Raw genomic sequence first — 25,741 nt, forward strand, 5'->3', positions numbered from 1 at the left:
AGGCAGTCTCCGCGAAAAAGCGCTTTTGCGGGCAATTATTCCGGCAACGGCCGTCCTTGCGTGAACCCTTGACGGCTGCGATGTACGCACTTACCGTCTCCGGCGGACGACGTAAAACGATTCAAGTCGGTGAAGTGCCAGACCTTTGCCGTCAGTTGAGCCCGCAATCCTCCGCCGCCGCGCCTGCGATCGCAGCCGTGCGCGGAGGCACTCTCCCCTGCCCGGAAGGAGCACGGCGCCTTGTCCGCACCACGCGACATGCCCCGTCCGTCCCGCCGCCAGATCCTCCTCGCCACATCCGTCGTGGCCGCCGCCGTCACGCTGCCCCCTCAGCCGGCCGGCGCCGCCACGGCGGGACCGCGACCCGCTCTCACCGCCTTCCCGCCGGCCGATGTCCGGCTGCTGGAGGGCCCGTTCCTCGCCAACATGCGGCGCACCTGCGCGTATCTGCTCTTCGTCGATGCCGACAGGCTGCTGCACACCTTCCGCCTGAACGTGGGACTGCCCTCCTCGGCCGAACCCTGTGGAGGGTGGGAGGCCCCAGGGATCCAGCTGCGTGGCCACACCACCGGGCATCTGCTCAGCGCGCTGGCCCAGGCACACGCCCATACCGGCGACGAAGCCTATGTGGCCAAGGCCCGGTCCATCGTGTCGGTGTTGGCCCAGTGCCAGCAGTCCGCACCGGCCGCCGGCTATCACCGCGGCTATCTGTCGGCCTTTCCCGAGTCCGTCTTCGACCAGCTCGAAGCCGGCGGCAAACCGTGGGCGCCGTACTACACTCTCCACAAGATCATGGCGGGCCTGCTCGACCAGTACGAACTCAGCGGCAATGAGCAAGCGATGGCCGTACTTCTGGACATGGCGGCCTGGGTCGACGCCCGCACCTCACCGCTCTCCTATGAGCGGATGCAGACGGTGCTGAACGTGGAATTCGGCGGCATGAACGACGTGCTCGCCCGCCTCCACCTGGTGACCGGCGACGCGACGCACCTCCGGACCGCCCGACGCTTCGACCACGAGTCGCTGTACGCACCGCTGGCCGCCGGCCGGGACGAACTCGCGGGGCACCACGCCAACACCGAAATCGCCAAGGTCGTGGGAGCGGTACCAAGCTACGAGGCCACGGGAGAGCGCCGCTACCTGGACATCGCCGACCATTTCTGGACGACGGTCGTACAGGACCACTCGTACGCCATCGGGGGCAACTCCAACCAGGAACTGTTCGGGCCGCCGGGCGAGATCGTCAGCCGTCTTTCCGAGGTGACCTGCGAGAACTGCAACAGCTACAACATGCTCAAGCTCGGGCGGCAGTTGTTCCTCCATCAGCCCTCCCGCGCCGACCGCATGGACCACTACGAGTGGACGCTCTACAACCAGATGCTCGGCGAACAGGATCCCGACTCCGAGCACGGGTTCGTGACGTACTACACCGGGTTGTGGGCGGGCTCGGAGCGGCAGCCCAAGGGTGGCCTCGGTGCCGCGCCCGGCAGTTACAGCGGGGACTACGACAACTTCTCCTGCGACCATGGTTCGGGACTGGAGACGCACACCAAGTTCGCCGACAGCATCTACTTCCGCACCCGTAACACACGCGGTCCTGCGCTCTACGTCAACCTGTTCATCCCCTCCGAAGTGCACTGGCGGGAGGTGGGAGTGACGGTCCGTCAGGAGACGGGTTATCCCACGGCCGACCGCACCCGTCTCACCGTCACCGAGGGAGAGGCACGCTTCACGCTGAGGATCCGTGTCCCCGGCTGGGTGGCGGACTCCGGCAGACCGGCCGTGCTGAAGGTCAACGGCCAGCACCTCCCGGTCCGGCCGGAGCCGGGAACATATGCCACGGTGGAACGGCGCTGGCGCTCCGGGGACACGGTGGAGCTCGTCCTGCCCCGCGAGCCCGTCTGGCAGGCCGCGCCCGACAACCCCCAGGTGAAGTCGCTGTCGTACGGCCCGCTGGTCCTCGCGGGGGAATACGGCGACACCGCGCTCGCCACTCTCCCCTCGATCCGTCCGGACACCCTGCGCCCCGCGCCCGGCAGCGCCACGGCGTTCACCGCACTCGCCGACGACCGGCGCGTGTCACTGAGGCCGTTCCACGAAGTGCAGCACCAGCGGTACAACGTCTACTGGGCCGTGCGGCCGCGTCCCGCGCGCGAACGGGACATCGTCCGCTATCCCTTCGACGAGGGGAACGGCACCTCGGCGGCCGACCGTACCGGCGCCTTCGCCGACGCGACGCTCGTCGGCGCGACCTGGGACGACAGTGACGGTGTGCGCTCGGTGTCCCTGGACGGACACGGCGGCCACGTCGCGCTCCCCGCCGGCCTGCCGAGCGGGCTGGACGAGCTGACCCTCGGCGTGCGGGTACGCGTCGACACGCTGGCCGCCTCCGCCCGCGTCTTCGACCTGGGATTCCACAAGGAGACCTATCTGTTCCTGGTGGCCACCACCGGCGCCGGGCGGGCCAGGGCCGCCCTGAAGATCGCCGGAATGCAGGCCGAGGACTTCATCGACGCGGGCGCCCCGCTGCCCGTGGGCCGGTGGACCCACGTGGCCCTCACCCTCGCCGGCGGCACCGGCGTCCTGTACGTCGACGGCGTCGAGGCCGGCCGCAACTCCGCCATGGTGGCGAGCCCCCTCCTGCTCGGCGCGAGCACCCGCAACTACCTGGGGCGCTCCCAGAACGCCACCCACCCGTACCTGCACGGCGCCGTCCGCGACTTCCGTCTGCACAACCGGGCCCTGAGCGCGTCCGAGGTGGCGCGGCTGGCCGTCGGCTGACCCGGCCCGCAGCGCGCGCTCCCGTCCCTTCTTCCGCAACCCGCTTCCGTTCGGCACGCCTCCCGGCGCCCGCCGTCCACGCAGGAGTTCACCCATGTCTCACAATGACCTGTCCAGACGCCGCTTCGTGGCCGCGGCCGGTGCCGCGGGCACCGTGCTCGCGGTCGGACTGCCCGATCCCGCCCGCGCCGCCGGGTCCGTCACAAGCGGCGAACCCGGCTTTCTCGCACGGGACTTCACCGACCCCCGCAAGGACAGCAGACCGACCGTCTACTGGTACTGGAACGGGCCCGTCACCGCGGACCTGGTGGACCGCCAGATGGCGGATCTGCGGTCCAAGGGCATGTACGAAGTGGTCCTCTTCCCGTTCGACAACGCCCAGATGCAGCCGGTGTTCTTCACCGAGGAGTGGTTCGGCATCGTCGGCCACGTGCTGCACACCGCGGAACAGACCGGCATGCGCGTGTGGCTGTTCAACGACGACCACTTCCCCAGTGGCCGGGCGGGGGAGTACGTCGTCAAGGGCGGAACCGTCGGCTCGCGTACGTACCAACCACGACCCGACCTGCGGCTGAAGGCGTTGTGGCGCTCGACCACCGTCGTGCGGGGACCCGCAACCGTCGACCTGCGCCACACCACCGGAGTGGGCGTGGAGGCCGGGCACCTGGTCGCCGACGCGGCGGTGCTCGACGGTGGCGCCGTCCTGCGCGGCGGCGAACGGTGGACGGACTACACCGTCACCGGCAGCGCCAAGGCCGACCACACCGCGGCCGGCCTCGTCGTCCGGGCCTCGCCCGACGGCCTCGACGGCTACGCCGTGACCTTCGACCAGACCGGAGTCGTCACCGTCCTGCGGCTGGCACGCGGCGCGGACTCCGTCGAACTGCTGCGCAGCACCCGGACCGATGGTTTCAACAAGACCAAGTTCCACACCGTGGCCGTCACCGTCCGTGGCACCACGCTGTCCGTCACCTTGGACGGCAAGGCCAAGGGCAGCGTCGACGACGACCGGTACGCGGCCGGCGGTGCGGGCGTACGGGCCGTGGCCGACCAGCGTTCCCTGTGGGACAGCCTCACCGTCGCAGCGGCCGACGGCACCACACTCCACACCGCGGCCTTCGACGACCCGGCCGACGTGGGGGACTTCCCCGAGCGCGCACGCCTCGGCGACGAGGTCACGGCCGCCGCCGCCGCGGCCCGCCCGGCCGGCACCTCCGACGCCGCCGACGCGGTCGACCTGACCGGGCGGCTGAGCGGCGATCACACCTGGCAGGTCCCGGCAGGCCGTTGGCAGATCGACCTGTTCGGGGGAGTCCCCCTCATCGACGACACCCAGGGCTACAGCCGCAGTTACGTCGACCTGCTCGACGACGAGCCCGTGGATCTGTTCCTCGACATCGTGCCGGGCGAGTACCACCGCCGCTTCGGCCGCTACTTCGGCACGGTGGTGCCCGGCTTCTGGGACGACGAGCCGTTCTTCGCCTCGGCCGAAGCCCACTTCCGGCGCCTCCCGTGGTCGCCGACCCTCGACAAAGCGCTGCGAGCGGTGGACGTCACCCCCGGCATCGCCTACGCCGCCGCCTTCGACGACCTGGGCCGCGACGGCAGGATCGCCCGAGGCCGCTACTGGCAGGCCGTGTCCAACCGCTTCGCCCGCTACTTCCAGAAGCAGTCCCGCTGGTACGAGCAGCGCGACGTCGCCCTGATCACCAACCCCCTCTACGACGAGACGGCCCCCGCCAAGCGCATCCCGTCCACCGGAGACCTGCACAAGGTCAACCAGTGGGCTCACGTTCCCGGCGGGGACATCATCACTGCCGAGTACGTGGCCGGTGAACCCACCATGATCCCCCGCAACCCGGCGTCCGTCGCCCACCAGACGGGCCGGGAGCGGGCCCTGCTGGAGATGTTCGGCAACATGGGCTGGCAGGTCACGCCCGGCTTCGTCCACGCGACCGTCGGCGCCCAGGCCACGCGGGGCATCAACCTGACGGTCCTGCACGCGCTGTGGACCGACGAGACACTCGTCTACTTCCCACCGCCCTTCGGCCCGCGCGCCCCCTGGTGGTGGGCCATGCGACCGCTCGCCGAATGGATCGGCCGGGTGATGGAGGCCGGCCGCGGTACGCCCGGGGCCCGTACCGCGATCCTGCAGCCGCAGCACGCGGCCGAGCAGTGGACCGGCACCGACCGGCAGGGTGAGGTCGACGACGCGCTCGCCGACGCCGCCTACGCGCTGGAGCGGGCCCAGGTCGACTTCGACCTCGTCCACGAGGGCGCGCTCTGTGGTGACCCGGACCTGCTGTGCCACGCCGAGGTCCATGACGGTCGCCTGGCCGTCGGCGCGGCCCGCTACGACCTGGTGGTGCTGCCCGTGACACCGACCCTGGACGTGGCCTGCGTGCACACGCTGGCGCAGTTCGCACGGGCGGGCGGAACCGTCGTGGCCGTCGGCTCCCTCGCCGCCGACGAGGCGGACGGCAGGGACCGGTCCCTCACGCGCGCCCTGACCGACCTGTTCGGCGAGCCCGTACCCGGCAGCCGGTCCGTGGGCCGAGGACGTGCGGTACGCATTGCCGACACCACCGGACTGCGCGCCGCGACGCACGAGGCCGGGGTCGCCGCCGCCGTGCTGGAGACCCCGCAGGACGCGGTGCGCGTGCTGCGCGTCCACCGGGGCACGGACACCGCCTTCCTCATCAACAACGAAGGCGGCGCCCGCGTCGAGACCGTCGCCACGCTCCCCGCGACCGGGGTTCCCGAGCTCTGGGACCCGGCGACGGGCAGGACGGGCACCGCACCGCTGCACCGGGGCACCCGGCGAGGCGTTCAGCTGCCCCTGAGCTTGGAGCCGTACCAGACGCTGATCGTCGTGGTACGCCACGACGCGCGAGCCGTCCCGCACCTGACGTCCTCGGCGTTGCCCGTCGTCGCGGTCGAGCGGCACGGCCCCGCCCTGCGCGCGACGGTGGAGGCCTCGGCCCCCGGCAGCCACCAGCTCACCGGAACCGACGGCACCCACACCTACCGCGGCACGGTGCGCACCGCCGACCCGCTCGAGCCGGTCGGCGTGGCCGGCGACTGGACCCTCACCCTGGACCGCGCCGACGCCACACCGATCACCGGACCCCTGGGCAGCTGGACCGACCACGACCGTCTCTTCTCCGGCAGCGGCACCTACACCACCGACCTCGAGGTCGAGCGCGCCCTGCTCGACGGTCGGCGGGTGCTGCTCGACCTCGGCGACGTCCGTGACGTCGCGGCCGTCACCGTCAACGGCACCGAGCTCCCGTCCCTGCTGTGGGCGCCATGGGTCGTCGACCTCACCGGCCTGGTGAAGCCCGGCCACAACTCCCTCTCCGTCCGAGTGGCCAACACCCTCTCCAACGAACGGAACAAGCCCCTGCCGTCCGGCCTGCTCGGACCGGTCACCCTGCGATTTAGGCGGCACGTCACCGCCGACCTCACGCGCGTCTGACCTGCCCCCGAACCCTTCCCGACCCGCACGCACCCCAGGGAGTCCCCATGCTCAGACCCCGTCCCCGCAGCAGACGGCGACGGCCCGTGCCCGTACTCCTCGCCGGACTGACCGCCTTCGTCACCGTGCTGGCCGGCGCCGTCACCGCCGACGCCACCACGGGCACCATCACCCCGACCCGGCTGCGCACCCAGCACCTGAGCCGGGCGCTGGGCATCGACGACACCACGCCCGACCTCAGCTGGCAGACCACCGCCCGCGCCGCGAACACCCTCCAGTCCGCCTACCGCGTCCAGGCGGCCACCTCACCGGACCTGCTGCGCCACGGGCGCCCCGACCTGTGGGACTCGGGCAAAGTCCGCTCCACGGTGCCGGAGACGACGTACGCGGGCAAGGAAATCGGTTCCCGCACCCGCGTGTACTGGCGGGTCAAGCTCTGGTCGTCGCACGGGCAGAGCGACTCGGGATGGAGCGGCACCGCCGTCTTCGAGACCGGCCTGACCCGTCAGTCGGACTGGGACGCCGACTGGATCACGCATCCGGACTGGCGACTGAGCGAGCGCACCGTCGAGCCCGTCGTCGTCAAGGTCCCCCGCACCAACGCCCGTTACGTACGCCTGGACGTCACCAAGCTCGGTCTGCCCCTGGCGGAGGCCTTTCCCGCCCGCACCTGGCGCGTCCAGCTCGGCGAGATCGACATCCGCGACTCCGCCACCTCCACCACCGGCCTCGGCCGGGGCGCCGCGGTCACGGCCTCGGAGAGCAACACCCTGCGCAAGACCTGGGAACCGGCCCTGGCCGTCGACGGCCTGCCCAACAGCGCCCTGCAGACCGCCGCCGGGTATGCGAGCGCCGCGCACACCAGTGCGGACGTCGCCGCCGCGCCGGTGGTCCTCACCCTCGACCTGAAGACGGCGAAGACCTTCGACGAGGTGGCGCTCTACCCGCGCGCCGACGTCCTCACCGCGGACGGCCGCGTCCCGAACTTCCCCGTGGACTACGCGCTGTCGAGCGCCGACAGCGCGAGCGGCCCCTTCACCACGCTCGCCCAGGTCGACGGCCAGCAGCCGCCCCAGCCCTACCTGCCGGACGGACTGCCCCTGCTCACCGACGACTTCACCCTGCGCACGAAGGTGCGCAGCGCCCGGCTGTACCTCGCCGGCCTCGGCATCTACGACGCCACCCTCAACGGCGAACCGGTGGGTGACGCCGTCCTGGAGCCCGCCAACACCAACTACGCGCAGCGCGTCCAGTACGCCACCTACGACGTCACGGACCGCCTGCGGACCGGCGCCAACACCATCGGTGTCGCCCTGGGCAACGGCATGTCCAACGTCGTCAGCACCGCCGACCGCTACCGCAAGCTGTACGGCAACCTGAGCGACCCCAAGCTGATCGCCCGGCTGGAGGTGACCCTGGCCGACGGCAGCGTCCGCACCGTCACGAGCGGCGACGACTGGCGTGCCACGCTGGGACCCACCACCTCCTCGAACTGGTACGGCGGCGAGGACTACGACGCACGCCGGGAGATCCCCCACTGGGACGAGCCGAGCGGCGACCGGCACCGGTGGGGGAGGGCGGTCGCGGTACCGGGCCCCGGCACCGCGCAGAACCCGGCCCGGCTCAGCGCACGCGAGACCGAACCCATCAAGGTCGTCGAGACCCTCACCGGCAAGGAGGTCGACGGCGCCGAGCACAGCCGGGTCTTCGACCTGGGCCGCAACATCGCCGGCTGGCCCGAGATCACCGTCAGCGCCGCGGCCGGAACCGAAATCCGTGTCTACCCGGCCGAAAGCCTGAAGGACGGCCACGCGTTCCAGTCCATCAGCAACGTGGGAGCCCCCCTCTGGGACAGCTACACCACCCGCGGCGCCCGCAGCGAGACCTGGCACCCACGCTTCGGCTACCACGGCTTCCGCTACCTGGAACTCAAGGGCCTGCCCGAGGACGCGACGGTCACCGTACGCGGCAAGGTGCTGCGCACCGACAACACCTCGGCCGGCGAATTCAGCAGCTCCGATCCGCTCGTCAACGGCATCCACTCGCTCATCCGGCGCGCCATCCAGGGGAACATGATGAGCGTCCTCACCGACTGCCCCAGCCGGGAGAAACTCGGATGGCTGGAGCAGGACCAGCTCGTCTTCCCCGCGCTCGCCGCCAACTACGACATGCGGTCCTACCTCCGCAAGATCGTCGGTGACATGGCGGACGCGCAGACGGACGACGGGCTGATCCCCAGCACCGTGCCTGAGTACACCAGCCTGCCCGGCGCCTACCGCAACGACGCCAACTGGGGCGGCGCGTTCGTCCTCGTCCCCTGGCAGCTCTACACGACCTACGGGGACACGGACACGCTGCGCACCTACTACCCGCGCATGCGGCAGTACGCCGACTTCCTCGAGCGGCAGGTGTCCGGCGGCATCCTCGACTACGGGCTTGGTGACTGGTTCACACCGGACCGCACGTTCCCGCGAGCGGTCGCCGGAACCTACGGCTACTGGCGGGTTGTCGACGCCCTCGGCCGGATCGCCGACGTCCTGGGCGACCGGGCGGCGGCCGACTCGTACCGGGCGAAGGCCGACGCCAGCGCGACGGCACTCGCCGCGAAGTACTACGACTCCGCCACCGGCACCTTCGGTGGCGGTGGTCAGGGCGCCGAGGCCCTGGCCCTCGACATGGGGGCGTACCCGGCGGGGGAGAAGGACCGCCTGCTCAGCCACTTCACCACCGCCGTCAGGGACGCCGGTGACCACCTGCTGCTGGGCGAGATCTCCCTGCCGGCCGCCTTCCGCGTCCTGTCCACCGCGGGTCGCGACGACATCGTCCACGAGATCGCCACCCGGACGACCAGCCCGAGCTACGGCTATCAGGTGCGCGCCGGCAACACCACGCTGGGCGAGTCCTGGGACGGCGGCCCGGGGCAGTCGCAGAACCACTTCATGCTCGGCGCCATCGACTCCTGGTTCACCACTCGGGTCGCCGGTATCGGGCAGACGCCCGAGTCCGTCGGCTACGCCAAACTCCTCATCGACCCGGCCGTCGAGGGAGACATGACCTCGGCGTCGGGCTCCTACCGCACGCCGTACGGCGTCGCACGGACCGACTGGACACGTGACACCGGGCTTTTCCGTCTCACCGTGGACGTGCCCGCGGGCAGCACGGCGGAGGTGCATGTCCCCCTGTTCGACGGACGCGCCGAGGCACCGGCCGGAGCACGGCTGGTGCGCGACGGCGGGACCGAGACGGTGTACGAAGTCGGCTCGGGCCGTTGGAACTTCCGCTCGGTCACCTCATAGCGCGACCCGCGCCTGCCCTCGGACGCCGGGCCGGGCAGCACACCACGCACCACGGTGTGCTGCCCGGCCCGGCTGTTCCAGGACCGAGGGAGCGATTTCACGAGGTTGCGGGCCGGGCCGGCGGTGCGATCCCGACGTGCTCGCCCTGGCGTGGGCCACGATCCGCTCGGGCCCCGGAAGGCGGCAGCGACCGCCCGCGGTTTCTGCGCCGGGCGGAGAAGAAGCTGAAGAAGGCGCAGCGGGCGCTGTGCCGCGAGCAGAAGGGGTCGAAGTACCGGGAGAAGGCTTGTCTGAAGGTGGCTCGCGCGCATGCGCAGGTCGCCGATGTCCGACGCGAGTTCCACCACCAGCTCTCCACCCGGTTGATCCGTGAAAACCGAGCGGTCGCGGTGGCGGACCCGGCGGTGATGAGCCTTGCCCGCACCCGGCTCGGCAAATCCGTGCACGACGCCGGCTGGGCGCGGTTCCTCGCGATGCTGGAGTACAAGGCGCAGCGGTACGCTCGCGTCTTTGTGAAGGCCGGCCGGTTCGAGCCCACCAGTCAGGTGTGCTCGGTCTGTGGAGTCAAGGACGGGCCCAAACCCCTGCACGTGCGTACCTGGACGTGCACGCACTGCGGCACGATCCACGACCGGGACCACAACGCCGCCATGAACGTCGAACAGGCCGCCGGACTGGCGGTGACAGCCTGTCGAGCGCAGGTAAGACCGGAACTCGTTCCGGCGCAGCGCGAAGAAGCAGGAAGCCACGGAATCCGCACCGGGGTTCGTGCCGCGCAGCGGCACAGCACCCGGTGCGGAAGACCAGAATCTCCCTGCTTCATCAGGGAGAGCAAGCCAATGGCCGTTCGATCCTCCTCACTGGCCTCTTCGGTTGCTCAGGCGAAATCAGTTGGCGGGCTTGCCGAACCAGCGGGAGAGGTGGTCGTCCAGGTCCTGCTGATCGTCGCCGATCCAGGCGACGTGGCCGTCCGGGCGTAGCAGGACGCACGGAACATCCAGTACCGCAGTGGGATCCGCGAGGTAATCGACCCGGTCTGACCAGCCGCCGACGGTCAGGCGTTCGGTGCGGTCCAGCAGCAGGCCGCGGCCGCGATGCAGCAGACCGTAGAGGTGGCCCTGTTTCACGTCGATGTCGCGCAGGCGGCGGCCGAGCAGGTCGGGGCCTGCGCCGAAGTCGTAGCGGATACCGATCGCGGTGATCTTCTCGATCAGATAGCGGTTCACCTCGTCGAAGTCCATCAGTTCGGTGAGCAGCCTGCGCACGGCCTGCGGGCCCGGCTCGGTGGACAGCAGTTCCATCTGGGCGCGGGTGTTGTCCAGCACGTCCTCGGCGACCGGATGACGTTCGGCCTGGTAGGTGTCGAGGAGTGTTTCCGGCGCCCAGCCGCGGATCTGTGCGGCCAGTTTCCAGCCGAGGTTGAATGCGTCCTGAACGCCCAGGTTGAGGCCCTGTCCGCCGGTGGGTGGATGGATGTGTGCCGCATCGCCGGCCAGCAGCACCCGCCCGACCCGATAGCGTTCGGCTAGCCGGGTGGCATCCCCGAAGCGGGACAACCAGCGCGGGGAGTGCACGCCGAAATCGGTTCCGGCGATGGTGCGCAGCTGTTGTTTGAAATCCTCGAGGGTGGGTGGTTCCGCGCGATCGCTGACTCCCGCGACGGGGACTACGACGCGATAGACCCCTTCTCCGAAGGGCCTGAGACTGAAAATCTTGTTGCTCTCGTGGATTTCGGTCACCTTGGCGGCGATCTCCTCCTGCGGCACACCCACTTCCATCTCGCCCATCAGCGTCTCGGTCCGCGAGGGCTCGCCGGGGAAGCCGACACCGAGCAGTTTGCGCACCGTACTGCGCCCGCCGTCACAGCCGACGAGATAGCGCGAACGCAGCTGTTCGCCGTCGGCCAGCTCGACGGTCACACCCTCGTCGTCCTGCTCGAAATCGGCCACCGCACAACCGCGCCGGACCTGAGCACCCAATTGGATCGCATGCTCTTCGAGTAGGCGAACGACGGCCGGCTGCGGAATGCCCAGCAGATAGGCGTGCGCGGAATCCAGGCCCTTGGGCGCGGGTTTGGTGATGGCGGCGAAGAATCCGCCGGCCGGACGCTGTCTTCCGTGCTCGAGAATGCGATCCAGCAGTCCGCGCATCGCCATCAGCTCGATACTGCGAATATGCAGACCGACTATGCGCACGAACGAAACGGGCTCGGTCTCCTTCTCCAGAACGAGTACCCGCACATCGTGCAGCCGCAGTTCGGCGGCCAGCATCGCGCCAGTCGGCCCGCACCCGGCAATGATCACGTCGAACATGAGCGGCGCGCGATCAGCGCCGGAGGCCGGCGACCGGAGTCCGGGGACGTCGCCCACGGTGAAGTCGCGCTCGACCGGATCGTTGGACGACGGCTCGGCGGTGAACTTCGGAGAGTCCATAGGTGTTGCCTTTCGGGAGTGCCTTGTTGTCGAGGCGCTCCCGGCGACACCTACGTCAATCGCCCGACCGTGGCGGAAAGGGGGAGCACCCACATCGATACAGCGTTCATGGGTCTCACCTCCTCGGGCGATGTCGCGGTCAACTGCAAGCTACAAGCCCGAGCTTCGCCCCGTCCAATCCTTTCCCGGCCACGTGATCACGGCTCCGAACGGGCCCGTGCGGTTGCAGGGCGAATACGGCGTGGCGGCCTGGCTGGTCCTGGTCTGGTCCCGGTCACGTGGCCGCTCTTGTGCAGGCGCAGACCGATGGCGGGTGGCCGCTCGGCCAGTTGCATCTGGCTTGATCAGCCCGCGTCGGGTGAGGACTTCGAGCACGTTGTCGGCGACGTGTAGGTAGTCCGCGCGGGTGCGGCGCTCGTCCGCGACGGCGTCGAAGGCATAGATCAGCCGGGCGACTTCCTCACGGGTCGGCCGTCCGCTGTCGTCCGGAACACGCAGGTCCCGATAGCGGTCCTGGTCCATCGTCACTCCTCGGCAGGGGTGCCTACCCTCGCCCGCTGCTGTCGTGCTTATGTCGCAGCGAGTCGTCTGGGGGAGGCCACCCCGGTTCCGGCGGCGGGCGGACGGGGTAGGGGAGTTGATGGCGAGGGTGGCGGGGTAGAGAACGTGGTGGCCGTAGCGGGCGCGGTCGGCGACGGCTTCGATCGCGAGGGGCTTGTCGTTCTCCGTGTCGAGGGTGAGCTGCCGGGGGCCCGGTCGGCGGGGCGAAGGGCCTCGGCGCGGAGCGCGATGCTGCGGACCCGGGGCGCGCTGGAGACCGGGGGACTCATAGACCGCGTACGCGGTGCGGGCAAGGAGCACGGTGTACTGGGTGGCCTCGGGCAGGGTACGGCTGCGGCGGGTGCCGCTGGAGTCGGCGTAGCGGTGCAGGCCAGGGCTGTGGCGCTCTGGCCGGAGTCGCGGAGGCGGGCGCCGAGGTCGTCGGCGAGGGCGAGCTGTGCGCGCCGGTGCTGGGCGGGGTCGAGTTCGTCGCGGCCGAAGTGGTGTTCGGCGCTCATGCTCGCCGGTGTCGGGGTGGGGTCGACGATCTGGGGCTCGTGGCCCTGGGCGTGCTAGTGGAGGGTGCGGCCCGCGTGGGCGCCGAGGAGGCGTTGCAGGGTGAGTTGGGGGACGTCGGTGACGTCGCCGACGGTGTGCAGGCCGTACTCGGCGAGCGTCGCGGCCGTCCTCGCGCTCACGCCGGGCAGTTCCCGGACCGGGCGGGGCCGCAGGAACGCGGTGATGGCCTCGGGGGAGTCGTCGATGACCGTACGCCGGCCGGGTTGGGTGACGGCGCAGGCCATCGCGGCGAGCATCCGGTTGCCCGCGCATCCCGCAGCACTGCTCAGGCCGAGGTGGGCGAGCGCGCAGCTGGACGAGTTCGGTCAGGCTGCGGGCGTCGCGCTTCCAGTACGGGAGCGCGCCGGTGAGGTCGAGTACAGCCATGTTCGGCTCGATGATCTGCACGCGCGGGGTGAAGTCTTCCAGGAGTTGTCGCAGCCGCTGGAGAAGTTCAGGGTCGTGGTCGGGCGGGAGATCGAAGCGGAGGCGGAGGATGTGGCGGGAATCCGGGGAATTGCGTTTGATGCGCGATCGGGAGTCGTCCGACCTGGTGGCCTGCGACATTGCGCCACTTTCCTTTCTCTTGAATGGGGAGCTATGACCTGGCCCTTTGGCCGACGGGAATGCATCTGATGCTGGATTCGCGCTCCTGACGGGCGGGCGGGTGCGTGTCAGGAACGGGCCTGTACGAGGGCCCCGCTCGGCTGGTGCTGCTCGACGGCGTCTCGCTGCGCACCGGGGTTGCTGCACGGCCCCCACCGCCGTCGTGACGCCGTCCGGGGGCGAGGCGGACGCATGCGGGTGCCGCCCCGGCTGCGAGTGCTGCACCTGACCCGCACCCTCCGGCTGGAAAGCCCGCGATGCTGGAGACATGGACATCGAACTGCTGGTCATCCCTGACTGCGCGAACACTCGGTCCGCCGCCGACCGGTTGCACCAGGTTCTTGACGGCCTGGGCCTGCACGACGTCACCGTGACCACCCACGTGATCGCCGACCAGACCGAGGCCGCGGCGGCTCGCTTCACCGGCTCGCCGACGTTCCTGATCAACGGGCGTGACCCGTTCGCCGAGCCCGACGCGACGCCAGGGCTGGCCTGCCGGATGTACCGGACTCCGGACGGCGTGGCCGGCGTCCCGGCCGCCGACCAGCTTCGGCAGGCCCTGACCAACCCCCTCCAGGCTGGCCGACACAGGCGGCACCGGTCCGGGCAAGGGGAGTGAACAGACGTGAATGACGAACCGGAGCTGGCCGACACACAGCGGGAGCACTGGCAGCACACCTACACCGCCCACCCCGGCATGTACGGCGAGCAGCCCTCCGCACCCGCAGTCCACGCCGCCGACGTGTTCCGCTCTGTCGACGCCACTGACGTGCTGGAGCTCGGTGCCGGCCATGGCCGTGACGCCCTGTACTTCGCACGCGAGGGCTTCACCGTCCAGGCCACCGACTTCAGCCCCGTCGGCCTGGAGCAGCTCCGCGACGCCGCCCGCGAGCAGGGCGTCGACGAGCGGGTGACCACCGCGATGCACGACGTGCGCGAACCGCTGCCCCTCGCCGATGCCTCTGTGGACGCCGTCTTCGCGCACATGCTGCTGTGCATGGCCCTGTCCACCAAGGAGATCCAGGCCCTGGTGGGCGAGGTCCGCCGCGTGCTGCGGCCGGGCGGCACCTTCGTCTACGCAGTCCGCCACACCGGCGACACGCACTACGGCTCCGGCACCGCGCACGGCGACGACATCTTCGAACACGGCGGCTTCGCGGTGCACTTCTTCCCCCGCCACCTCGTCGACGCCCTCGCCGAGGGCTGGAATCTGGCCGAGGTCCACGCCTTCGAGGAAGGCGAACTGCCCCGCCGCCTTTGGCGGATCACCCAGACTCGGCCCCGGTGAGACCCCGGGATGCGGGCGATGCGGACCGATTGCCCCACGGCCCGGTCCGGGGCCACTCTGGACGCGAACGTCTTCTTCGGCGCTGAGGGCTGAGGGCTGGAGGCTGCCCGTGACTAAGGACTTTTTCCGCTGGGCGAGTTGACGACCACGCGGGAGCCGTTGGGTCCACTGCTGAAGTGGGCTGGCGAGGCGCGGTGAAGCGGTGGGCGTTGGAGGTGTCAGGCGAATGAGGCGGCGCCGTCGGGCGGGTCCTCGGGCAGCGGCAGGCCGATCGCTCCGCGTGGAGGAGCAGGGAGAGGGCGGCGCGGCTCGAGCAGGGCGATGGGGGCCGGTACGGCGGCCAGCGATGAGCGCAGGCAGCCGCGGTAGGCGAGCACGGTGCGGCCCTGCCGTACCACGTTGCGCGTCCTTGCCAGCGGGTGCAGGGGCGGCGTCCGCAGCGCAGGCAGGCCGCGCAGCGGGCCGATGGACAGTTCGGTATTCCGCAACTTCTGATAGCCGGGGTTACCAATACCGCTCATGGTGATCACGGGCAGTAGAGCGCTCGGCCGGGTCCCGAGCGTAGGACCGGTGCAAGACCCATCCACGTAGAGAAACTTCGCCATTTCGGAATACCCCCAGGGGGTATGTGGTTCTGGGTGGGTGACCCGATCCAACCAGGGAGGTCGACTATGGACCACACCGCGCACCACCAGCAACAGCACCAGCACGCGCACCATGCTGACCATGGCCCCGGTGTCTCCTGGCGCACAGCCGCGCAGGCGACGCTGCACTGCCTGACAGGCTGCGCCATCGGCGAAGTCCTGGGCATGGTGATCGGCACTGCCGTGGGCCTGCACAATGCGGGCACTGTCATCGTCTCGATCGCGTTGGCCTTCGTCTTCGGCTACGCGTTGACCATGCGGGGCGTGCTGCGCGCCGGGCTGCCCGTCCGCCAGGCGCTGAAGGTCGCGCTGGCCGCGGACACGGTGTCCATCGCCGTGATGGAACTGATCGACAACACCGTCATGGTCGGGGTGCCCGGTGCCATGGACGCGGGCCTGTCCCAGGCTCTGTTCTGGATCTCGCTCGCGGCATCCCTTGCCTTGGCCTTCGTGCTGACCACTCCGGTGAACCGGTGGATGATCGGCCGCGGAACGGGGCATGCAGTCGTGCACGCCTACCACTGACGGCCAGTGCGTTCCCACCCGGCCCGGGCCTCATGGCCCGGGCCGGCCCGTTTGCCCTGGTTGTGGAAGGTGAGTCGATAAGTCAGCCGGTACGGCGCAGGACGGCCCAGCTGCCCCAGCCTGCCTCGGACTCCGTGGCCTGCCAGGTGCCGGGCAGAGCGGCGACGACGGTGGCTGCGGGAAGGTACAGCGGCCCGTCGCTGCCGAGCTGGTTGATCCACAGCAGTAACCCGTCGGGTGCCAGGACGCGGGCGGTCTCGGCAGGGAACAGGAGCATGTCGATCGCCGCCATCGTGGTGACGGAGGCGTCCGCCAGGGGCAGCCTGCTCGCGTCGGCGCGCACCCGCCACGGCGAGCGGCAGTGGGCCTGCTGCAGCATGCGCATCGACAGGTCCACGCTGATCACGTGCGGGAAGGCGGCCGTCAGTACGGGGGTGAACAGGCCGGTGCCCGAGCCGAGTTCGAGGCACGGGCCCCGGGGTATCGGGCCGCCGCGGGTGAGGGCGTCGCGTAGGGGGTCGTCACGGCCGGTGGCGCGGGTGGTGTCCCAGTCCGCGGCGAGCTGGTCGAACAGGTCGGCGATGAATTGCGCTGCTTCGGCGGTCCACGGCCGCCGGCCGGTGGCCAGGTCGTGGGCGAAGGCGCGGAACGTGTCAGTGGTGCCGGGCGGCGGAACCGGTTTGCCGTCCGGGCTGGGCAGGGCGCGCGGCAAGGTGGCAGTCACAGCAGTAGCCCACCATGGGTGCGCTGTCGTGTGGATCGGCCCGGGGGCGGAAACGGGCCCTCCACCCAGGGGTGGAGGGCCGTGCTCGGTCGCGTTGCCTGCTGTGCGCGTCGCGTCCTTGGCGTCCGTGGCGCCGGCACCGGCCCACGCGCAAATGCACCGGCGCGTGTGGTGTATGCCGGGGTCAGCCCTGGTAGGCGACCAGCGCCATCATGCCTGCCTCGCCGTGGTAGGCGTTGTGGCAGTGCAGCATCCACTGTCCGGGGTTGTCGGCGTCGAAGAACACCGACACGGTCTTCTTCGGCAGGACGATGGTGGTGTCCTTGCGCGGTCCGCTGCTACCGAGCTGGTAGGTGTGGCCGTGCAGGTGCATCGGGTGCCACATGGTGGTGGTGTTGACGAAGTCGAGCCGGACCCGCTGGCCCTCTTTCACGGTGATCGGGTGCGCGGTCGGGTTGTTCATGTCGAACCGGCGGCCGTTGATGGCCCAGTTGTAGGTCATCATGTCGCCGGTCAGCTCGATGCGGTGGACCCGGTCGGCTTTCTTCGATGCCAGCCGGACGTCGTCCGCCGCGTGCAGCTGGGATGCGGCCATGAGCATGCCGTCCAGTTCCTTCGGGCGGACGGTCGCCGTGGGGGTGCTGCCGGAGCCGGTGCGGATGACGGCCATGCCGGTGGCGTTCTTGCCCTCCGCGAGCGCTACCAGGGGGAAGACGCCGTCGTCCAGGGTGACGAGGACGTCGTAGCGCTCGCCCATGCCGATCAGCAGGGCGTCGGTCTGCTGGTGCCTCACGGGGAAACCGTCGGTGTGGGTGATGGTGAGCTGGTGGCCGCCGAGAGCGACACGGTAGGCGGTGTCGGCGCCGGCGTTGATCAGGCGCAGCCGGACCCGCTTGCGGGGCTTGGCGCGGAAGACCTGCGGGTCGGCCGGAACGCGGCCGTTGACCAGGTGGTAGGGGTACTTCACGTCGCCGGCATCGCCCCCCAGCAGTGGGCTCTGGGCGCCCATCAGCATGAACTTCATGCCCATGCTCCCGCCGGAGGACGAGGTGGAGGCGGACGGGGAGCTGCCCATTCCGCCCATGCTGCTCATGTCCATGCCGCCCATGTCTCCCATGTCGTCACCGGAGGAGCTGGACGGGCTGCTGGAGTCTTCGCCCATGTGCATCCCGCCCATGCCGTGGCGCAGCTCGGCGAAGACGTCGTCCGGGGTACCGGTGACGCCGTCGAGCCAGTCGTCGAGGACGACCACCCACTCCTCGTCGTACGACAGCGGCTCCCTGGGGTCCTCCACGATCAACGGCGCGTACAAGCCCCGGTCGAGCTGGACACCGACGTGCGGGTGGAAGAAGTAGGTGCCGGGGGCGTCCGCGGTGAACCGGTAGGTGAAGTTGCGTCCTGCCCGCACGGCGGCCTGGGTGGCCGGCGGTACGCCGTCCATGTCGTTGCGCAGGGCGATGCCGTGCCAGTGGATGGAAGTGGTGGTCTGGTTCGGCAGCTGGTTGGACAGCGTGGCGGACAGCGTGTCACCGGCCGTCAGGCGCAGCTCCCGGCCCGGGATCCGGCCGTCGAAGGCCCAGGTCCTGGCCGTGATCCCGGCGCCGAGGTCGGCCATGGCCTGTGTGGCGGTCAGGGTCGTTTCGTGGGTTTTGCCGCTCCGGGTGCGCTTTTTGTCGGCGGCGGCGACAGCCGAGCCGGAGGGGCTGACCAGGGCAGGAGTGCTGTCGGAGCTGCTGCAGGCGGCGAGCGCTCCGGCGCCCGCGACGCCGAGCCCGGCCAGCAGGACGGAGCGGCGGTTCATGCTGTTCACAGAGGGTGTCCTTCTTCTCGATATCGCTGTTGTTCGACGCGCGTGCGGGCGCGGCTGAGCGCACGCGTGAGCGCGCGCAGCCGCGGGCGCGGCCTACAGCAGCAATCGAGACAGGACGGAAAGATCGGGTGGTGCCCGGCCTGTGGTTCCCGGAACGTCCCGGCCGGCGACTGCTCCGGTGGGGAGGGCCGGAGCGCAGCCGGTGGACGGCTGGTGGGGAGGTGCGAACTTCAGGCCGTCGACCCCGGCGGCGGAGCAATGCTGCATCGCGGTGCCGGAGCATGCCCCGTCATCGTCGTGGGCCGCGGTCGGGGCTGTGACACCGGGCGCCATGGCGTGCAGACTCGTGCGGGCGGGCATCGCCAGTGCGGCCGCGTGGTGCAAGCCCGTCATGCTGCTCGTCTCGGAGACCCCGGCGGGCGGTACGTGCGTGATGGCGGCGGCCGTGTCGTGGTGGATGAGAATCGCGAGCGTTGCCACCAGTGCGATGACGGCAGCGTGCGTCCACCGCAGTGCGGCGCTGTGGGCGCCGCCTGGCCGGTGGTGGACTGTCGTCATGGCTTCCGTCCGCGTTGGGCCGTGAGCGGGTTGCGTCACGACAATATACCCAGAGGGGGTAATGCTCGGGCGTGGGGGCCGACTGGCGAGCGCGGCCTGGACCCGCGCCGCCTGGACGGTGGAGGCGGCCAGCACCAGGCCACTGACCAGGACGCGCAGGCCCGTGGCAGGGCCTGGAGTGGCTCGTAGCCCGTGTTACAGGGGGCGCCCGCCGCGCATACCGCCATGGTGGCCAGGTCCCAGAACCAGCGCTGGGCGCGCCTGAAGGCGGTGGTGCTCATCAGTGGCCCTTCGGTTTGGCGATCCAGACCTCTACGGTGATCGCCGCGAGCGCCGGCAGCAGCACGGCGGCCGCGCCGAGGATGACCTTGCGCTCGCGCCACGTCCGCCTCGGACCGCGGTCCGGGAACGGCACGGGGAAGTCCGCTGGTGCGGCTGCCGGTACAGCCCACCCCGGGCGGCTACCCGATGGCGCAGGCCGACAAGGAGGACGTCGAAGACCTCGGACTGCTCAAGCTCGACGTCCCGGGGGTGCGGATGCAGTCTGCCGGAACTGCGCGGACTTGCCGCTCGGGCGGGGGAGTTCGGGCCGCTGTGGGAGCTGGCCGAGGGACTGGACGCGCTGCCCCGCGGCTACGCCATGCACCCCTGCGGCGTCATCCTGTCCGATTCCTGGAGACGGAGCACTTCGGCGTTCGCTACAAGCGGCGTTCCAGCCATGTCGACCTCACCGATGTGCCGCAGCGTTGGCTTCGGGATCTGTTCTGGGAGCGCTGTGCTCGCCGGCTGCGGTCGCTCCAAGCGCCGCGCAGCCCGCAGCACATCGACGCCGGGCGCCGGGTGTGTGTCGACCTCGGCGTCTGTCTCACCGTGACCGCCCCGGGCAGCGGCCACGACCCGGCCCTGCTGGCCGAAGACCACATGCGGCGCTTCGTCGCCGATCAGAACAAACGGGCCCGGGAGCGGCTGCCGTCGGTGGCGGTTCGCCGCGATGGGCGCCCGATGACCGGAAGTACCCGCTCCCGAGCCGCTTCGAACGGGCGGCACGGACCGCCTTGCGCCCGACCACGGCGTGTACCACGAGGCTCCCGCGGCAGGCGACGTTGGAAGACGCACAGCGCCCGGATTGATGCCCAGGTCATTCGAGAGGTCGTACTGGCTTGCGAAGTCCCGAGCGTTGAGCCGATGGCGGGGCCGTCGGCTCACAGGTCGAGGACAACGTCTCCGGCGGGTTTGGAGCAGCAGATGAGGATGTTGCCCTGGGCGGGGGGTTCGACGGGGTCGGGTGAGTAGACGACGGTGCCGGACATGAGGGCGAGTTCGCAGGTGTGGCAGACGCCGGTGCGGCAGGACCACTGGACGGCGACGTCGCAGGCTTCGGCGAGTTCGAGCAGGGACTCCTGGGCGTCGTTCCAGGGGACGTTGAGGCCGCTGCGGGCGAAGGAGACCTCGGGTCCGGTGCCGGGCGGACCCGCGGGCTGGTGGGGCGCGGGCGCGGTCGCCGATCCCTTGATCCCAGGGGTGATGGCGGCGCCCGCGCCGAAGATCTCGGTGTGGACACGGGAGGCGTCAAGGCCGCTGGCCATGAGCGCGGCGGTGAGGCTGTCCATGAAGGCCGCCGGACCGCACAGGTACGCGTCGGCGTCGGTCGGCAGGCCGAGCCCGGGGATGTGCTCGGCCGACAGGCGACTCGCCTCTGCGTAGTCGACGCCCAGGCGGTCGGTGGCGGCCGGCCTGCTGTAGTAGACGGTGGACCGCGCGTTGGGGAGGGCAGCGATGAGCTCGCGGCTCTCCTGGGCAAAGGGGTGCTCGGTGCCGTCCCGCGCGCCGTGCAGCCACCGCACCTCTCGGGTGGAGTGCTCGCGGGCGAGGGTGTGCAGCATGGCCAGCACGGGAGTCACGCCGATCCCAGCCGACAGCAGCAGCACCGGATGGTCGCCCTGGGCCAGGCAGAAGGTGCCGCGGGGCGCGGCGGCCTGCAAACGGTCGCCGACGCGGATGTGGGCACGCAGCTCGTTGCCGGCGGCGCCGTGCGGTTCGACCTTCACGCTGATCCGGTACGTGCCGATGCCCGGCTCGCCGGAGAGCGAGTAGCTGCGGATCAGCGGCGGCACGTCGCCCTCGGGCTGGACCTTCACGGTGAGGAACTGGCCCGGCAGCGCGGCCGGCAGCCCAGAACCGTCCGCGGCTGCCAAGTGCAGGGAGAACACATTGCGGCTCTCGGACTGGATGCGCGTGACGGTCAGCGGCCGAAAGCCCGGCCAGCCGGGCGGCGGAGCGGTGGCCGCGGTATTGAGTCCCGCACTGCCGGAGGAACCGCTGCCCTCGCCGTCGGACTGGTCCAGAAGGATCCGCATGGAGTCCTGCCAGCCGGGACTGAGCGCGGGGATCCGCAGCGCCCGCTCGACCTGCTCACGAGTGTGCCCGGGCAGGTAGAGCACCCGGTCCATCTCCTCGACGGTCATCGCCTCGGGGCCGGTGGCGACCTTGACGATCTCCTGCCCGGCCTCGACCTCGCCCTCCTCAATCACCCGGAGGTAGAAGCCGGGGCGGTGGTGGGCCACGAGCAGTGCCGCCATCCGCGGCTCGCCAATCCGCAGGCCCACCCGGTAGCAGGTCACCCGGGGCTGGGTGACCTCGAACAGGGCGCCGCCGATGCGATAGCGGTCCCCGATGCAGACCTCCTCGTCGGGCAGGCCGTCGACGGTGAAGTTCTCACCGAACTGGCCGGGGACGAGGTCATCGCGGCCCAGCTCTTTCGCCCAGTAGCGGTAGGAGTCGGTCTGATAGACCAGGACGGCGCGCTGCTCACCGCCGTGCCCGCCCAGATCGCCCTGGCCGTCCCCATCGATGTTCAGCCGCCGCACCATCCGGGGTCCGGCGACGGTCCGCTTGTAGACGCCGGTGTGCACGGTCTTTCCGTGCCAGGGCACGTCCTTCGGCATCCCGACGTTCACTGCTGTCAACGTGGCCACCACGCCACCTCTCTTGCGGCGCCCCCCATGCCGCTCCGGCCGGGATGCACGTCGTATCAGCCTCCGGCCCCTGAACGCGTCGAGATACCAGGACCTCACGTGAGGACGCGTCCGAGGAATCCGTGGATGTATCCGCTGATCGCGTCCAGGTGCGTCTCCAGGGCGAAGTGTCCGGCAGGCAGCAGGTGGACCTCTGCCTCCGGCAGGTCACGGGAGAACGCCCGTGCGCCGTCCGGCCCGAAGATCTCGTCCCCCTGCCCCCATACCGCGAGCAGGGGCACCTGGCTGGTGCGGAAGTACTCCTGCAGCCTCGGGTACCCGTCGATGTTCGTCGGGTAGTCGCGGAACAGCGCCAACTGGATCTCGTCGTTGCCGGGCCGTTCCAGCAGGAGCTGGTCGAGGGTCCAGGTGTCCGGGCTGACCAGGCTCGCGTCGGGGGCGCCGTTCTCGTACTGCCAACGGGTCGTGGCAACGCTGAATTTGGCCCGCGCCCCCGGCTCCGTTTCGCGGCCGGGATTGGTGGCGTACGCGAACAGGTCGTCCCAGAACGGCTTGGTGAAGCCTTCCATGTAGGCGTTGCCGCTCTGCGTGATGATCGCGCTGACATCGAAGGAAGGGTCGAGCGCAAGGCGCCAGCCGATCGGTGCTCCGTAGTCGTGCACGTACATGGCGAAGCGCTTGATGCCCAGGTGGTCGAGCAGTCCGGCGGTGATGCCGGCGAGGTTGTCGAAGGTGTAGTCGAATGCGTCCACCTTGGGCATGGCGGAGTGGCCGAATCCGATGTGGTCGGTGGCGATCACGTGATAGTCGTCGGCCAGCGCGGGGACGAGATGGCGGAACATGTGGGAACTGCTCGGAAATCCGTGCAGCAGCAGTACGACCGGTGCGTCGCGGGGGCCGGCCTCGCGGTAAAAGACTTCTTGGCCCTTGATGGTTGCTGTCTTGTGTCGCGTGGGAAGCACATCGACCTCCGGGCGCCGGTTGGCGCCGAAGTGCGTCAAATCCGCCCGTAAAACCCGGTTGGATGCGACCAAGGTCAGGACGGTTGCCGTGGAGGCTCGGGAACCATTATCCCTCGGCGGCGTGGTGCCTCGCGGCAGATGGCGCCGGTTGCCACTTCCCTCACGCTAGACCTGACCCGCAGAGAGGGCAACGCAGCGCAAATCGGGCCGCGGAATTCAGGTCCGGCCCGCCATTCCGCTACCAGCCGCATCGAATTCCCGCGCGCCCAGGCGTTGGCCCCGCGCCGATCGACGTACGACCGAGGCCGCTCACTCAGCGTATGCCTCGGCTACCGCGAGGGTGTCCTCATGAAGGTGCAGTTTGACGATCTTGTCGTCTGCCACCTGAAGGTGCATTGCGATGGGAGTGATGTACGTCCGGCCGGTGCCCCTCGCGTCCCGCGTGAATCGTCCCAGCATGACCGCATGATCACCGTCGATGAGAAGCGCCTCGATATCGTCGACGTTCTTCTCGGGCACGATGTTCGCACCGAGCGTCCTGAAGTAGTCGGCTACCTCGCTGCCCTTGGTGCGCGCCCCTGTCCAGGGCAGTGACGCCGACCCGGGAACGTACCAGTCGATGTCGTCGGCGAAGACCGCCGTGACCTTGTCCAGGTCTCCGCCTGCCAGCAGGCCGAGGAATTTCGCGACGGACGAGGCCGTTCGCCGTCTGGTGCGGGCGGCGGATCCGGGGAGCGTGGAGTGCGACGTCATGGTGCGGCTCCTGGGAGGGGGGAAGATCCGGGGTCCGTACGACCCCGGGGTTTTGCGGAGCCGGGCGGTCAGCGGCCGTCTCGGTGTGCGTGTGCCTCGGCCAGCAGGAGGTAGCTGCTGGCGGTCCAGGTGTAGGCGCGGTCGCGCAGGCCGGTGCCGGTGAGGGCGTCGAAGTTCTCGGCGAAGCCGTGGGTCTCGCACAGGGATCGGAAGCGGGTGCTGATGTCGTCGGCGAGTCGGTCGTGGCCGGCGCGGCGCAGGCCGTCCTCGACGAGGACGGTGGCGGGGGCCCAGATCGGGCCGCGCCAGTAGCCGTCGGCCAAGTAGTGCGGGGAGGTGGGCAGTTCGGTGGCTAGGCCGTACGGCGTGAGGTGGGCCTTGATGCGGTCGGCGAGCGTACTGGCGATCTCGGCGGGCAGGTGCTCTCCCAGCGCGATGGGCATCAGGTCGAGGAGGCTGGCGCTGCTCCAGGTCTCCGCTGTGTCGGCCGAGCGGGCGACGAACCTGTTTTCGGTCCAGAGCTGGTCGAGCAGGGCGGTCTGCGTCTCCTCGGCCGCGGCGTGCCACCGGCCCGCCTCGTCCGGTCTGTTCAACACCGTCGCCAGTTGGGCGAGTTCGTGCATCTGGAGGGCGAGGAAGGCGGCCAGGTCGGCGGTGACGACCACACGTTCGGGGTCGAAGGTGGTGGCGTTGTCCCAGCCGCTGTCGTTGCCGTGCTGGTAGTGGGGCAGGTCGGCGCCGGGGGCGCGGCGGGCGGTGAGCCAGAAGCTGGTCCAGCGCTCCAACCGCTCGTACACCTCGGTCAGTTCGGCCCGGTCGAGAGGTGTGGGCAGTCTGCGGCGCAGGTGGCCGAAGGCCCAGCCGTGGATGGGCGGCTTGACGAAGTTGTAGAGGACCTCGGAGTGGGTGACCGAGTCCGGCAGGGCGCCGCTCTCGTCCTGGTGGTCGAAGGGCAGGTGGAACTGGTCGCGGGCCAGTTCGGGGCAACCGGCAGCGAGGGCGAGGGCGTTGAAACAGTGGTCCCAGCTCCAGACCTTGTCCATCCAGTGCTTGGACATCAGCACACCGGGCCGGGTGACCAGGCCCTTCGCCACCACGGTCGCCGACCAGACGACGTAGGCGGCGAGTTCGGCGGCCGGGGTGGCCGCCGAACGCCAGGGCGCCACCGCGTCGGCGAAGGCGGCGAAGACGTCCTGCGCGGCCGCCACGACTTCGTCGAAGGCCGCCGAGGGAGCGTAGGGCGGGCGGGCGGTGTCGAGTTCCTCGATCGCGATCTCCCAGACGCCGTGCGTCTGAGCGGTCACCACGACACCGCGCTCGGCACCGCCCAGGGCCTGGGCTCCGGCCGCCTCGGCGATCGTGCCGGACAGCACGGTGACGCGATAACGGCGTCCGGTCTCGTAGGAGGTGAACACGTGCGCGTTCGCCGCCGGGTCGTGGAAGAAGTACGTCCCGCTGAACGGGGTCAGGACGTGCGCGGCGGCGAAGACGCCGAAGTCCAGGCCGCTCCCCCGCAGCCGTACGGTGTCCGGCCTCTCGTAGGCGAGGTCGACGCGTCCGCTCTCGGCTGTCCAGCTCAGCAGGCCCGGTGTCGCCTCGACGCGGGTCTCCGCGCGGACGGCCGAAGTCGTGTCCAGGGGGACCAGTCGCAGGGCGGCGTGCATGCCGTTCTGGTGCGAGACGAGGTGGAGGTCCTCGGCGTAGGTCTTCTCCGCGATCACGGGCGAGATGTCGAACCAGGATCCGTAGGTGCTGAACGGGATGTCGTGGATGGAGAAGGCCGGGCCGGAGGGGGCGGCGGTCATGGGGTG

At 70.2% G+C, this 25,741-nt stretch carries 20 protein-coding genes and 1 pseudogene; 8 read left to right on the forward strand and 13 right to left on the reverse strand.

From position 1 onward, the window contains the following. Nucleotides 1-258: 258 nt before the first annotated feature. From ABZ656_RS11550 to ABZ656_RS11565, 4 genes and pseudogenes are all read left to right on the forward strand, one after another. Nucleotides 259-2,781, forward strand: a complete 2,523-nt coding sequence (locus tag ABZ656_RS11550) for a beta-L-arabinofuranosidase domain-containing protein (protein WP_360266891.1) — start codon at nucleotides 259-261, stop codon at nucleotides 2,779-2,781. Nucleotides 2,782-2,875: 94 nt separating this feature from the next. Continuing rightward, on the forward strand, nucleotides 2,876-6,259 hold the full coding sequence (locus tag ABZ656_RS11555; RefSeq protein ID WP_360266821.1) for a glycosylhydrolase-like jelly roll fold domain-containing protein: 3,384 nt from the start codon (nucleotides 2,876-2,878) through the stop codon (nucleotides 6,257-6,259). A gap of 47 nt (nucleotides 6,260-6,306) precedes the next feature. After that, a complete protein-coding gene (locus ABZ656_RS11560) occupies nucleotides 6,307-9,555 on the forward strand; it encodes a family 78 glycoside hydrolase catalytic domain (RefSeq protein ID WP_360266824.1) in 3,249 nt (1,082 codons plus the stop codon). Between the two features lie 194 nt (nucleotides 9,556-9,749). Further along, nucleotides 9,750-10,304 (forward strand): annotated as a pseudogene (locus ABZ656_RS11565) (RNA-guided endonuclease TnpB family protein); the annotation flags it as partial. A gap of 138 nt (nucleotides 10,305-10,442) precedes the next feature. Here the strand turns inward: ABZ656_RS11565 and rox are convergent. The 4 genes from rox to ABZ656_RS11585 all read right to left on the reverse strand — a co-directional run bounded on the left by rox (nucleotide 10,443) and on the right by ABZ656_RS11585 (nucleotide 13,330). Next, nucleotides 10,443-11,987 carry a rifampin monooxygenase gene (gene rox / locus ABZ656_RS11570; RefSeq protein WP_360266827.1) on the reverse strand — a complete coding sequence of 515 codons (1,545 nt, stop codon included), beginning with the start codon at nucleotides 11,985-11,987 and terminating at the stop codon, nucleotides 10,443-10,445. A gap of 150 nt (nucleotides 11,988-12,137) precedes the next feature. After that, nucleotides 12,138-12,509 (reverse strand): hypothetical protein, encoded by a 372-nt coding sequence (locus ABZ656_RS11575; protein ID WP_180361949.1) that lies wholly within the window; start codon nucleotides 12,507-12,509, stop codon nucleotides 12,138-12,140. 47 nt (nucleotides 12,510-12,556) lie between these two features. After that, nucleotides 12,557-13,045, reverse strand: coding sequence for a hypothetical protein (locus ABZ656_RS11580; RefSeq protein ID WP_360266831.1), 489 nt, complete (start codon nucleotides 13,043-13,045; stop codon nucleotides 12,557-12,559). Nucleotides 13,046-13,099: 54 nt separating this feature from the next. Further along, the gene (locus ABZ656_RS11585; protein ID WP_360266834.1) at nucleotides 13,100-13,330 is read right to left on the reverse strand and encodes a hypothetical protein; all 231 of its coding nucleotides are present in this window, start codon (nucleotides 13,328-13,330) and stop codon (nucleotides 13,100-13,102) included. On the opposite strand from ABZ656_RS11585, the gene ABZ656_RS11590 reads away from it, so the two are divergent. From ABZ656_RS11590 to ABZ656_RS11600, 3 genes are all read left to right on the forward strand, one after another. Then, on the forward strand, nucleotides 13,314-13,721 hold the full coding sequence (locus ABZ656_RS11590) for a hypothetical protein (RefSeq protein WP_360266837.1): 408 nt from the start codon (nucleotides 13,314-13,316) through the stop codon (nucleotides 13,719-13,721). The genes ABZ656_RS11585 and ABZ656_RS11590 overlap by 17 nt on opposite strands. A gap of 238 nt (nucleotides 13,722-13,959) precedes the next feature. Further along, nucleotides 13,960-14,310 (forward strand): hypothetical protein, encoded by a 351-nt coding sequence (locus ABZ656_RS11595; RefSeq protein WP_101403208.1) that lies wholly within the window; start codon nucleotides 13,960-13,962, stop codon nucleotides 14,308-14,310. A gap of 6 nt (nucleotides 14,311-14,316) precedes the next feature. Next, entirely contained in the window at nucleotides 14,317-14,979 is a 663-nt protein-coding gene (locus tag ABZ656_RS11600) for a class I SAM-dependent methyltransferase (RefSeq protein WP_360266840.1), read from the forward strand. Between the two features lie 218 nt (nucleotides 14,980-15,197). Here ABZ656_RS11600 and ABZ656_RS11605 read toward each other — a convergent pair whose 3' ends face one another. Next, nucleotides 15,198-15,500 carry a hypothetical protein gene (locus ABZ656_RS11605; RefSeq protein WP_360266843.1) on the reverse strand — a complete coding sequence of 101 codons (303 nt, stop codon included), beginning with the start codon at nucleotides 15,498-15,500 and terminating at the stop codon, nucleotides 15,198-15,200. A 150-nt stretch (nucleotides 15,501-15,650) separates the two neighbouring features. Here ABZ656_RS11605 and ABZ656_RS11610 point away from each other — a divergent pair, with 150 nt between their 5' ends. Further along, nucleotides 15,651-16,148, forward strand: coding sequence for a DUF4396 domain-containing protein (locus tag ABZ656_RS11610; protein WP_101403211.1), 498 nt, complete (start codon nucleotides 15,651-15,653; stop codon nucleotides 16,146-16,148). Nucleotides 16,149-16,230: 82 nt separating this feature from the next. Here ABZ656_RS11610 and ABZ656_RS11615 read toward each other — a convergent pair whose 3' ends face one another. From ABZ656_RS11615 to ABZ656_RS11650, 8 genes are all read right to left on the reverse strand, one after another. Further along, nucleotides 16,231-16,872, reverse strand: coding sequence for a class I SAM-dependent methyltransferase (locus tag ABZ656_RS11615; RefSeq protein WP_180362292.1), 642 nt, complete (start codon nucleotides 16,870-16,872; stop codon nucleotides 16,231-16,233). Nucleotides 16,873-17,056: 184 nt separating this feature from the next. After that, nucleotides 17,057-18,682 (reverse strand): multicopper oxidase family protein, encoded by a 1,626-nt coding sequence (locus ABZ656_RS11620; protein WP_360266848.1) that lies wholly within the window; start codon nucleotides 18,680-18,682, stop codon nucleotides 17,057-17,059. A 93-nt stretch (nucleotides 18,683-18,775) separates the two neighbouring features. Next, a complete protein-coding gene (locus ABZ656_RS11625) occupies nucleotides 18,776-19,240 on the reverse strand; it encodes a hypothetical protein (protein WP_360266851.1) in 465 nt (154 codons plus the stop codon). A gap of 280 nt (nucleotides 19,241-19,520) precedes the next feature. Further along, the gene (locus tag ABZ656_RS11630) at nucleotides 19,521-19,655 is read right to left on the reverse strand and encodes a hypothetical protein (protein ID WP_360266854.1); all 135 of its coding nucleotides are present in this window, start codon (nucleotides 19,653-19,655) and stop codon (nucleotides 19,521-19,523) included. Between the two features lie 787 nt (nucleotides 19,656-20,442). Then, complete coding sequence (locus tag ABZ656_RS11635) at nucleotides 20,443-22,215, reverse strand: MOSC and FAD-binding oxidoreductase domain-containing protein (RefSeq protein WP_360266857.1); 1,773 nt, start codon at nucleotides 22,213-22,215, stop codon at nucleotides 20,443-20,445. Between the two features lie 95 nt (nucleotides 22,216-22,310). Next, nucleotides 22,311-23,177: an alpha/beta hydrolase gene (locus ABZ656_RS11640; RefSeq protein ID WP_360266860.1), complete on the reverse strand. Its 867-nt coding sequence runs from the start codon at nucleotides 23,175-23,177 to the stop codon at nucleotides 22,311-22,313. Between the two features lie 309 nt (nucleotides 23,178-23,486). Then, entirely contained in the window at nucleotides 23,487-23,930 is a 444-nt protein-coding gene (locus tag ABZ656_RS11645) for a nuclear transport factor 2 family protein (RefSeq protein WP_101403216.1), read from the reverse strand. 68 nt (nucleotides 23,931-23,998) lie between these two features. Further along, nucleotides 23,999-25,735: a trehalase family glycosidase gene (locus ABZ656_RS11650; protein WP_101403217.1), complete on the reverse strand. Its 1,737-nt coding sequence runs from the start codon at nucleotides 25,733-25,735 to the stop codon at nucleotides 23,999-24,001. Nucleotides 25,736-25,741: the final 6 nt, after the last annotated feature.

It is taken from the genome of Streptomyces sp. NPDC007095, from assembly GCF_040634475.1.
In the GTDB taxonomy this organism is placed as follows: domain Bacteria; phylum Actinomycetota; class Actinomycetes; order Streptomycetales; family Streptomycetaceae; genus Streptomyces.

Coding starts and splice junctions, on each gene's coding strand:
- ABZ656_RS11550 (WP_360266891.1), top strand. CDS start 259: ATGCCCCGTCCGTCCCGCCGCCAGATCCTCCTCGCCACATCCGTCGTG.
- ABZ656_RS11555 (WP_360266821.1), top strand. CDS start 2,876: ATGTCTCACAATGACCTGTCCAGACGCCGCTTCGTGGCCGCGGCCGGT.
- ABZ656_RS11560 (WP_360266824.1), top strand. CDS start 6,307: ATGCTCAGACCCCGTCCCCGCAGCAGACGGCGACGGCCCGTGCCCGTA.
- rox (WP_360266827.1), bottom strand. CDS start 11,987: ATGGACTCTCCGAAGTTCACCGCCGAGCCGTCGTCCAACGATCCGGTC.
- ABZ656_RS11575 (WP_180361949.1), bottom strand. CDS start 12,509: ATGGACCAGGACCGCTATCGGGACCTGCGTGTTCCGGACGACAGCGGA.
- ABZ656_RS11580 (WP_360266831.1), bottom strand. CDS start 13,045: ATGAGCGCCGAACACCACTTCGGCCGCGACGAACTCGACCCCGCCCAG.
- ABZ656_RS11585 (WP_360266834.1), bottom strand. CDS start 13,330: ATGGCCTGCGCCGTCACCCAACCCGGCCGGCGTACGGTCATCGACGAC.
- ABZ656_RS11595 (WP_101403208.1), top strand. CDS start 13,960: ATGGACATCGAACTGCTGGTCATCCCTGACTGCGCGAACACTCGGTCC.
- ABZ656_RS11605 (WP_360266843.1), bottom strand. CDS start 15,500: ATGAGCGGTATTGGTAACCCCGGCTATCAGAAGTTGCGGAATACCGAA.
- ABZ656_RS11610 (WP_101403211.1), top strand. CDS start 15,651: ATGGACCACACCGCGCACCACCAGCAACAGCACCAGCACGCGCACCAT.
- ABZ656_RS11625 (WP_360266851.1), bottom strand. CDS start 19,240: ATGACGACAGTCCACCACCGGCCAGGCGGCGCCCACAGCGCCGCACTG.
- ABZ656_RS11645 (WP_101403216.1), bottom strand. CDS start 23,930: ATGACGTCGCACTCCACGCTCCCCGGATCCGCCGCCCGCACCAGACGG.
- ABZ656_RS11650 (WP_101403217.1), bottom strand. CDS start 25,735: ATGACCGCCGCCCCCTCCGGCCCGGCCTTCTCCATCCACGACATCCCG.